Origin of the sequence: Nitratifractor sp., from assembly GCF_015487065.1 — a bacterium.
GTDB lineage: Bacteria > Campylobacterota > Campylobacteria > Campylobacterales > Sulfurovaceae > Nitratifractor.
Genome location: NZ_WFQN01000094.1, coordinates 1 through 7,177 on the forward strand (window position 1 = coordinate 1; position 7,177 = coordinate 7,177).

General features: G+C 56.6%; 8 protein-coding genes, 1 other RNA gene and 1 pseudogene. 8 read left to right on the forward strand and 2 right to left on the reverse strand.

What is annotated here, in order from left to right; genetic code table 11:
- The 6 genes and pseudogenes from F8I07_RS04980 to ssrA form a co-directional block, all read left to right on the forward strand.
- Positions 1-613: pseudogene (locus F8I07_RS04980) on the forward strand (1-deoxy-D-xylulose-5-phosphate reductoisomerase); the annotation flags it as partial.
- Between the two features lie 300 nt (positions 614-913).
- Positions 914-1,447: an alpha/beta hydrolase gene (locus F8I07_RS04985; protein WP_292656533.1), complete on the forward strand. Its 534-nt coding sequence runs from the start codon at positions 914-916 to the stop codon at positions 1,445-1,447.
- A gap of 295 nt (positions 1,448-1,742) precedes the next feature.
- Positions 1,743-2,762, forward strand: coding sequence for a tRNA (adenosine(37)-N6)-threonylcarbamoyltransferase complex transferase subunit TsaD (gene tsaD, locus F8I07_RS04990; protein WP_292656536.1), 1,020 nt, complete (start codon positions 1,743-1,745; stop codon positions 2,760-2,762).
- Positions 2,763-3,066: 304 nt separating this feature from the next.
- Positions 3,067-3,861, forward strand: coding sequence for a prolipoprotein diacylglyceryl transferase (gene lgt / locus F8I07_RS04995; protein WP_292656539.1), 795 nt, complete (start codon positions 3,067-3,069; stop codon positions 3,859-3,861).
- A complete protein-coding gene (locus F8I07_RS05000; RefSeq protein ID WP_292656542.1) occupies positions 3,858-4,457 on the forward strand; it encodes a LysE family translocator in 600 nt (199 codons plus the stop codon). The genes lgt and F8I07_RS05000 overlap by 4 nt, the downstream gene beginning before the upstream one ends.
- Before the next feature lie 168 nt (positions 4,458-4,625).
- Positions 4,626-4,996: a transfer-messenger RNA gene (gene ssrA, locus F8I07_RS05005) on the forward strand.
- 41 nt (positions 4,997-5,037) lie between these two features.
- Here ssrA and F8I07_RS05010 read toward each other — a convergent pair.
- The gene (locus F8I07_RS05010; RefSeq protein WP_292656544.1) at positions 5,038-5,400 is read right to left on the reverse strand and encodes a hypothetical protein; all 363 of its coding nucleotides are present in this window, start codon (positions 5,398-5,400) and stop codon (positions 5,038-5,040) included.
- 2 nt (positions 5,401-5,402) lie between these two features.
- On the reverse strand, positions 5,403-6,410 hold the full coding sequence (locus tag F8I07_RS05015) for an alanine racemase (protein ID WP_292656547.1): 1,008 nt from the start codon (positions 6,408-6,410) through the stop codon (positions 5,403-5,405).
- Between the two features lie 35 nt (positions 6,411-6,445).
- On the opposite strand from F8I07_RS05015, the gene F8I07_RS05020 reads away from it, so the two are divergent.
- Together F8I07_RS05020 and F8I07_RS05025 are read left to right on the forward strand one after the other, a co-directional pair.
- Positions 6,446-6,613, forward strand: a complete 168-nt coding sequence (locus tag F8I07_RS05020) for a hypothetical protein (protein WP_292656549.1) — start codon at positions 6,446-6,448, stop codon at positions 6,611-6,613.
- Positions 6,614-6,793: 180 nt separating this feature from the next.
- A partial coding sequence (locus F8I07_RS05025) for an agmatine deiminase family protein (RefSeq protein ID WP_292656552.1) occupies positions 6,794-7,177 on the forward strand: 384 nt, incomplete at its 3' end.

Genomic DNA, 7,177 nt, shown 5'->3' on the forward strand with positions numbered 1-7,177 from the left:
AAGCGGCGGAGCCCTGCGGGATCACTCCCCCGAAGCGATCCGGGGCGCTGCCTATGCCGAGGCCCTGCGCCACCCCAACTGGTCCATGGGGGACAAGATCACCATCGACAGCGCCTCCATGGTCAACAAACTCTTCGAACTCCTCGAAGCCTGCTGGCTCTTCGACACCGCCGCCGTCGACGCGGTAATCGAACGCCGCTCCGTCGTCCACGCACTGGTGGAGTTCGCCGACGGTTCGACTACTGCCCATCTGGCGGGTGTCGACATGAAGCTCCCCATCGCCTACGCCCTTGAGTGCCCCGTCACCGAGCCGATCCTGGAGCCGGTGAATCTGCTGGGAATCGGCCCCATCGCCTTCGAAGAGATCGATACGGAGCGCTATCCCCTCTGGCAGCTCAAAGAGGAACTCCTCGCCCATCCCCGCCTCGGCGTGGTTCTCAACGCCGCCAACGAAGCGGCTATGGAAGGCTTCCGGGCCGGCCGCTACGGCTTTGGCGCCATGGCCGACAAGATCCTCGAGGCCTGGCAGCACTTCCGCGATCAGGAACCCCAAAGCCTAGGGGAAGTGATGGCAATGGACCGAAAGGTGAGAGAGTATGTGTTTGCAAATTGAACTCTCTGAAAAACCCAAGAGTTACGCTTGCGTCATCCTGAACTCGATTCAGGATCCACAGTTTGATAGGGATTCCAAACCCTGGATTCCGGGTCAAGCCCGGAATGACGAAAGTTTTTCAGAGGATTCAATTAAAAATTATGGGATTACCTTCGGTAACGGTTTAAAAAAAGCATTGCAAAGCAATGCAAACCGAAACCATTCACCATTCACCATTCACCATTCACCATTTGAAAGCGATGCTTCCACCGCTCTTCACTCTTCACTCCTCACTCTTCACTGCAATAGTAGGAGCTTCCAATGAAGCTCCTACTATTGCATGGCTGGGGCGGCTCCGACTGGCCCCACTGGCAGGCTTGGCTGGCAAGCGAAGTGGCCAAAAATTATGGCACAGTGAGTTTCCCCCTGATCCAGCACCCCCACTACCCCCACCTCAACCGCTGGCGCAAAGAGGTGCTACGCCATCTGGAAGATTTCCGCCCCGATACGGTGGTCTGCCACTCCCTGGCCAATACCCTCTGGTTCCATCTGGCTGAGCGCAAAGAGCTCACCCCCGTCAAGCGGCTCTTTCTCGTGGCCATGCCCAGCCTGCAGACGGAGCTGGAGACCATCAGCAGCTTCTACCCCTGCCCCCTGCCCGAGTCCCTCTATGCAGAGGAGGTTCAGCTCATCGTCAGCGACAACGACCCCTACATCACCGTGGAGGAAGCCGAACGGATCGTCGCCCATTACCAAATCCCCCTGACCGTCCTGCCCGACGCCGGCCATATCAACGCCGAAAGCGGTTACGGAGAATGGCCGTGGATCCTTGAACAAGTGAGGAGTGAGAAGTGAGACGTGAGGAGTTATTAGCGCCCATGGCGAGCTTTCGTCGTTTGTCTTCAGTCGTTTGTCGTTTGGAGGAAGTCGGCAGTCGGCAGTCGGCAGTCGGCAGTACCAGGACCTTCGGTGACGTCGCAAGAAGTGTCGCCTTTGGCGACAAGTCAAAAAAAGCGTTGCAGAGCAACGCAAACCAAAACCATTCACCATCCACCATTCACCATTCATCCAAAAAAGCGTTGCATCGCAATGCATACCGCAATTCCTCATTCTTCATTCCTCATTCCTCATTTGCTCAGAAGGAGCGACCATGTCTCTCCTTCTGAGCATTGAATCCAGCTGCGACGACAGCGCCATCGCCCTGACTGAGATCGAAACCCGCAAGCTCATCCTGCACAAAAAGATCTCCCAGGAGATCGAGCACGCCCGCTACGGCGGGGTGGTCCCGGAGCTGGCCAGCCGTCTGCACGCCGTGGATCTCCCCAGACTGTTGGAAAGTGCCCAACCATATTTCGACGAAATCGCCGCCGTCGCCGTCACCAACGAACCGGGCCTGGCCGTCACCCTCAACGAAGGGGTGATGATGGCCAAAGCCTTTGCCACCTTCCAAAAACTCCCCCTGATCCCGGTGCACCACCTTAAAGGGCACATCTACTCCCTCTTCATCGAAAAGCCCACCCGTTTGCCGATGCTGGTGATCCTCATCAGCGGCGGGCACACGATGGTTCTGCGGGTGCTGGGACTGCAAAATATGGAGGTGCTGGCTACGAGCATGGACGACAGCGTGGGAGAGAGCTACGACAAAGTGGCCAAGATGATGGGACTGGGCTACCCCGGCGGCCCTATCGTGGAGGCCCTGGCCAGGGAGGGTAACCCCGACCGTTTCGAGCTTCCGGTCCCCCTGCGCAACTCGCCGCTCATCGCCTTCAGCCTCTCGGGACTCAAAAACGCCGTACGCCTCACCGTCGAAAGACTCGGCGGCCCCGAAGCGATGAGTGAACAGGATCGGCAGGATCTGGCCGCCGCCTTTCAACGAGCCGTCATCACTCATCTGAGCCAGAAGATCCGCAAGATCCTGGCCCGCGAATCGATCCCCGACGTGGCTCTGGTAGGGGGCGCCAGTGCCAACCTGGCCATCCGAAAAGCCTTCGACGTCCTTTGTGCCGACTACGGCAAACGGCTCCATACCGCTCCCCTGGAATTCTGCTCCGACAACGCCGCCATGATCGGCCGCTACGGCCTCGACGCCCTGGCAGCCAGCCTCACCTGCGAACCGGAGGAGATCACCGTCTCCGCCAACCGTAAACTCCAACCGGGGATGAAGTTGTGAACAGTTCAGTCATTGGTCATTGGTCATTGGTCATTAGGAGCGCCTACGGCACTTTTCGTCGTTTGAACAGAGGTCAGAAGGTAGGATCGCGCTTCGCGCTGGTGAGAAGGTGGGAAGATATCGTAAAATCTATACTACCCACCCTCTCACCCTCTCGCCCTCTCACCATTTTTGATCAAAGCGTTGCCACGCAACGCCTACCAAAATTCTCCATTCTCCATTCTCAATTCTCAATTAAAAATCGGTTCCTCACTCCTCACTCCTCACTCTTCACTCTTCACTCTTTTTTTTCAGGAGAAAAAAAATGAGCTCCCATCCTGTCTGGAATGTCGATCCCATCCTTCTCCACCTCGGTCCGATCCAGATCCACTGGTACGGTCTGCTCTTTGCCCTGGGGATCTTCATATCCTACACGCTGGTCATCAAAGAGGCTCGCTCCGAGGGGGTCGCTCCCGAGCGACTCGAGCCGATCTTTCTGCCGGTAGTCCTTGGGGTCGTCATCGGCGCGCGTCTGGTGCATTGCCTCTTTTATGAACCCGATTTCTACCTCTCCCATCCTCTAGAGATCCTCAAAATTTGGAAAGGCGGCCTCGCCAGCCACGGCGGGATCCTGGGAGGGATTCTGGGACTCTGGTGGGGAGCCAGACGGCAGAAGATCCCCTTTCTCTGGCTCCTCTCCCGTGTTACCGTGGCCGCACTGCCTGCGGCGGCATTGATCCGAATCGGCAACTTCTTCAATTCGGAGATTCTGGGCAAGCCCACCGAGCTTCCCTGGGGGATTGTCTTCGCCCGAGTCGATGCGCTCCCCCGCCATCCGGTGATGCTCTACGAAGCCGGCGGCTATCTGCTGATCTTCGCCCTTTTTTGGATCTATCTTCACCGTTCGGTGCGGGACCAAGCACTGGACTGGATGCTGACGGGGTGGGCCCTGGTGCTGGTCTTTGCCTGGCGGATCCTGCTGGAGTGGGTCAAGGTCCCCCAGGCCGATTACAGCACGGGACTGCCCCTCAATGTAGGGCAGCTGCTCAGCCTTCCCTTTCTCCTGCTCGGAGCGGGGATGATTCTTTACGGTAGAAAACTTCGCAGGAGGAACCGATGATCCAGTCCTTTGTCGAGGGTTTTGTCCTCGGGTTGGGAGCAGCCGTCCCCCTGGGGCCCATCAATGTGCTCATCATGAGCAACGCTCTGCGCCACTACGGCTCCGCCGTGGCCCTGGGCGCCGGGGCCATGAGCGCGGATATCACCTATCTGGTGCTGATCCTTTTCGGCCTTTTTCACTTCATGGAGGATCCTACGATCACCCTGGTCATGGGGGTGGCGGGATCGGCCTTTCTACTCTATCTGGCCTGGCTGATCTACCGGGGCCGCCACGAACCGGTCCATCTGCAGCAGGTCAAAAAGGTCTCCCTCCCCGGCAACTGGCTCAAGGGCTACACCCTGACGCTGCTCAACCCCTATACCGTCATCTTCTGGCTCAGCGTCTCCACCTACATCGCCACCAAGCACCTCCACCCCCTGGCGACCGTCGCCGGGTTGTTTGGCGCCATCCTCCTCTGGATCACCCTGATGCCCCTGATCATCCACAAGACCAAACATCTCTTCTCCCAACGTATCGTCACCCTCTTCTCTGTCACCAGCGCCGCGATTCTCGCTTTTTTCGCTATCGGAATGCTCTCCAACATCCTTTGGAAATGAGGAATTAGGCGTTGGAAATTAGGAATTTTTGCCAGTCAAATTATCAATCTCTATTTCCCTCTAATGCAACCCAGGTCCCTTGACAGAGTTGGGACTCTACGCTATTATCGCCCCGGATGGAAATAGATCATTCTCAATTCTCCATTCTCAATCCTCAATTGGATAAACGGGGTTGACTTGGTTTCGACTGGAGCAGTCGGGGCCGTGTGCATGTCGGAGCGGGCCACTCCGTGATCAAGCCCAAACGCGAAATAAACGCAAACAACACAGATTATCGCCCCGCTTACGCTGCTGCGTAAGTCATAACCCTTTTTAGGGGCCGTCTCACCGGTGACGCCATCTCAACCGGGTTCGAGGCGTCGACAAACCGATGGCTATACCGGCGGTCTGCCTAAGCCGCCGGCGAACCTTCAGGCTGGTCCTGCGCGGCTCTGGGTGTCGAGCGAGGCAGGACGAGATCCTATCGACACCGACTAAGCATGTAGAGTCACGGTCCTGGCTGTTTCAGGACAGGGGTTCGATTCCCCTCAACTCCACCATTTTTCTTCAAAAAAAAATCTTCTATACAATCGTTAAATATCTATTTCAATACCGCATTGCAGAGCATGCTGGGCTCGATAATAGAAATGCGTCGGATGATCCGGTTCGGATCGGTTTCCAGGGCAATCTCACAGTAGTCGGGGTAGTTGTCGTCCCGGCCCATGGCGATATTGAGAAGCGCTCCGTAATCGGAACGCCAGTAGTGAAGTACGTTGCCGTTTTTCAAAGGCTGGGTTCGATAACTCTCGCCGTTGTCCAAGACAAACTTGACATACTTCTTGTTCAAATAGAGACTGTGAGAGACCGGTTGGGGAGCCTGGGGAGCGGGGGTACAGGCGGCAAGCAGTACCCCCGCAGCAACCCCCGGAATCCAATGGGACAAGATCGATCGCTTCTGCAACATATTTACTCCTTTATCACTCGGGGAATTGTCGGCATCAGGGCGGTGGTCATCTCGTAGGGGATGGTGGCGAAGTGTTCGGCTGCCCGCTGGGCGTCTTCCATGATGCAGACCTCCTCACGATCCCCTTCCAGAGAGAGGAAGTCCATGGAGACGCGCCCCAGAATCGGTAATCCCTCCGCGGTGCGATAGGGTCGCTCGGCATCGCCCCGGGGCCAGCCGTCACCGTATCCCAGATCGTAGGTCGAGACCCTCATCTCCTCCGGCGCGATGAAGACTCCGCCATATCCCACCCGCTCACCGGGCCGAAGCCGGCGGGTCGATGCCCGGCGGACCCAGAGGGAAAGCACCGGTCGCAGCTCCACTTCGTCAAAGCCTTTGGGCAGAGGGTTGTAGCCGTAGATGGCGATCCCCACCCGGGCAATCGCTTCATCAAACGTTTGGCTTCGCAGCAATCCCGCGGAGTTGTGTGAGTGAAAACGTGTCGAGGCAAAACCGGCCTCCCCTACCTTGCGACGCACCGACTCGAAACGCTTCTTCTGCCAGTAGTACTCGCCTGTCAACTCATCAGCGCTGCGGTAGTGGGTCATCACACCGAAAAGGTGAAGTCCCCGCCGCTTGATGATCGAGAGCGCTGTTTCCAGCTCGGAAAGCATAATCCCGTTGCGATGCATCCCGGTATCGACTTTGAGTTCCAGCTTCACCTGCGGATCCAGCTCTTCCAGCAGCTCCGTCGAAGAGACCGTGTAGGAGAGTTTTTCGTCGACCCTGGGGGTATCGCCCAGTACCAGAACATTGTCGAAAAGCTCCCGGATCCTCTCCGCCTCCTCGTTGGAGATCACCACCGCCTCCCGGATCCCGTAGTCGTGGGCCATTTGGGCCATCGTCTCCAAACCGTGACCGTAGGCGTTGTCCTTCAGGACCACGGCGAGGCGCTCTTTGCCGCCGGCTTTCAGAGCCAATTGGCTAAGATTGTGATAAAAGTTTTTCCGGTCCAATCGTATCGTTGCCATAAAGATATTATACCCATAGGAAGAAGGAGATTTGCATGTTTATGCCCACAGATGAAAGCCCGTCGTTTTGGTGGATGACCCTGGGAAAAGTCGCCGCCGGCATCCTGACGCTTGTCGTGCTCTATTTTCTCATCAAAGAGTTCCGAAAAGCAATCAAAGAGAGCAATGAGGGGCGTTGCAGTGACAAGTGCGATCTGGACTAATCAGTCGGTAGCACGGGCCTACGGCCCTCAGGTCTCTAGTCGTTAGTCGTTTGAACGGAGCCAGGCCCCTCTTTGAAAATTTGATATGGGAAAAACCGATGCAGAAATACAAACCAAAATCACCTGCAATTCACCATTCACCATTCACCATTCACCTGAGTCTAAGCATGGGACTCTCCCATGCTTAGACTCAAAGCGGAGTGGGAGGCTCAAAAAGCGGTATTGCTGGCCTTTCCCCATGAAGAGACCGACTGGGTGAAAGCGGGAGATCTGCAAAAATCCTACGCGCCTTTTGTAAGGATCGCCCAGGCAATCGCCTACTCCCAGGGTGTCTATCTCCTCTGCCGCGACAAAGCGGCAATCTCCGATCTCTTCTGCTCCAAACACAACCTGACCTTCATCGAAACGGACTACAACGATACCTGGACCCGGGATTACGGCCCCTTGAGTGCCGAAGAGGACAGGAAACCGCTCCTGCTTGACTTCGTTTTCAACGGCTGGGGCGGCAAATACGAGGCTTCGCTTGACAACGCTGTCAACAGGACTTTACACCGAAAGGGCTAC